Below are 2,500 nucleotides of genomic sequence, written 5' to 3'. Positions count from 1 at the left end.
GGCCCGTTAGGGCCGCTCATGCGTAAGCGCTGATAGGACCATTTGACTTCGTCAAATGGGCATAAGGAATGAGAACGATCAAGCCGATCGAACTATTAGTACCGGTAAGCTTCAAGCGTTGCCGCTCTTCCACACCCGGCCTATCAACGTGGTCGTCTTCCACGGTTCTCAGGGAATACTCGTTTTAAGGTGGGTTTCCCGCTTAGATGCCTTCAGCGGTTATCCCGTCCGGATATAGCTACCCTGCTATGCGGCTGGCGCCACAACAGGTCCACCAGAGATCCGTCCATCCCGGTCCTCTCGTACTAGGGACAGATCCTTTCAATATTCCTACACCCACGGCAGATAGGGACCGAACTGTCTCACGACGTTCTGAACCCAACTCACGTACCGCTTTAAATGGCGAACAGCCATACCCTTGGGACCTGCTCCAGCCCCAGGATGCGATGAGTCGACATCGAGGTGCCAAACAACCCCGTCGATATGGACTCTTGGGGGTCATCAGCCTGTTATCCCCGGCGTACCTTTTATCCGTTGAGCGATGGCCCTTCCACGCGGGACCACCGGATCACTATGACCGACTTTCGTCTCTGCTCGACTTGTCAGTCTCGCAGTCAGGCAGGCTTATGCCATTGCACTCAGCGAACGATTTCCGACCGTTCTGAGCCCACCATCGCGCGCCTCCGTTACTCTTTAGGAGGCGACCGCCCCAGTCAAACTACCCACCATACATTGTCCCGGACCCGGATAACGGGCCGCGGTTAGACATCCATAGTAATAAGGGTGGTATTTCAAGGGTGGCTCCACCTGAGCTGGCGCCCAGGTTTCAAAGCCTACCACCTATCCTACACATGCCACTACGAATGCCAATGTAAAGCTATAGTAAAGGTGCACGGGGTCTTTCCGTCTAACCGCAGGAACCCCGCATCTTCACGGGGAATTCAATTTCACTGAGTCTATGCTGGAGACAGCGGGGAAGTCGTTACGCCATTCGTGCAGGTCGGAACTTACCCGACAAGGAATTTCGCTACCTTAGGACCGTTATAGTTACGGCCGCCGTTTACTGGGGCTTCGATTCAGAGCTTGCACCCCTCCTCTTAACCTTCCAGCACCGGGCAGGCGTCAGACCCTATACGTCGTCTTGCGACTTCGCAGAGCCCTGTGTTTTTGATAAACAGTCGCTACCCCCTGGTCTGTGCCACCCTCCTCTACTTGCGTAGAAAAGGGTCACGCTTCTTCCGAAGTTACGCGTGCAATTTGCCGAGTTCCTTCAGCATAGTTCTCTCAAGCGCCTTGGTATACTCTACCAGACCACCAGTGTCGGTTTCGGGTACGGTTTATAAGGAGGAGCTATTTCCTGGAACCACGCAGCAGCCCGTTCAATCCGATAAGATTGGACTACCTCAATGATCCGTCACTACCTCCAAGCCCACGAATATTAACGTGGTTCCCATCGACTACGCGTTTCCGCCTCGTCTTAGGGGCCGGCTAACCCTGCTCAGATTAGCTTTAAGCAGGAACCCTTGGTCTTTCGGCGGGGGAGTCTCTCACTCCCCTTACGTTACTCATGTCAGCATTCGCACTTCTGATACCTCCACCACCCCTCACGGGTATGGCTTCATCAGCTTACAGAACGCTCCGCTACCGCTTGGCCCTTGCGGACCAAACCCTAAGCTTCGGTGTATGGCTTTAGCCCCGTTACATTTTCGGCGCAAAGACCCTTATTTAGACCAGTGAGCTGTTACGCTTTCTTTAAATGATGGCTGCTTCTAAGCCAACATCCTGGTTGTTTTGGGATCCTCACATCCTTTCCCACTTAGCCATAACTTGGGGACCTTAGCTGTAGGTCAGGGTTGTTTCCCTTTTCACGACGGACGTTAGCACCCGCCGTGTGTCTGCCGACTAGTACTCCCAGGTATTCGGAGTTTGGTTAGGTTTGGTAATCCGGTGAGGACCCCTAGCCCATCCAGTGCTCTACCCCCTGGGGTATTCGGTCGACGCTCTACCTAAATAGATTTCGCGGAGAACCAGCTATTTCCGAGTTTGATTGGCCTTTCACCCCTAGCCACAAGTCATCCCGAACTATTGCAACAGTTATGGGTTCGGTCCTCCAGTAAGTGTTACCTTACCTTCAACCTGCTCATGGCTAGATCACTCGGTTTCGGGTCTAATGCGACGAACTGAACGCCCTATTCAGACTCGCTTTCGCTGCGCCTACACCTAGCGGTTTAAGCTTGCTCGTCACACTAAGTCGCTGACCCATTATACAAAAGGTACGTGGTCACCCAGGACGAACCTTGGGCTTCCACTGTTTGTAGGCAATCGGTTTCAGGTACTCTTTCACTCCCCTTGTCGGGGTGCTTTTCACCTTTCCCTCACGGTACTAGTTCGCTATCGGTCATGCACGAGTACTTAGGCTTGGAGGGTGGTCCCCCCAATTTCAGACAGGATTTCACGTGTCCCGCCTTACTCGAGGACGATTGATTGCATTACGCGTACG

The 2,500-nt window shown here is 53.4% G+C and carries 1 rRNA gene (cut by a window edge); it reads right to left on the bottom strand.

Annotation, left to right across the window (positions count from 1 at the left end):
• Positions 1-74: 74 nt before the first annotated feature.
• Positions 75-2,500: ribosomal RNA gene (locus tag NKJ06_RS09015) — 23S ribosomal RNA — on the bottom strand (it continues 395 nt past the right edge of the window).

Origin of the sequence: Mesorhizobium sp. M0293, from assembly GCF_040321735.1 — a bacterium.
Classification (GTDB): domain Bacteria; phylum Pseudomonadota; class Alphaproteobacteria; order Rhizobiales; family Rhizobiaceae; genus Mesorhizobium.
This window is presented reverse-complemented; position numbering and strand designations above follow the sequence as displayed.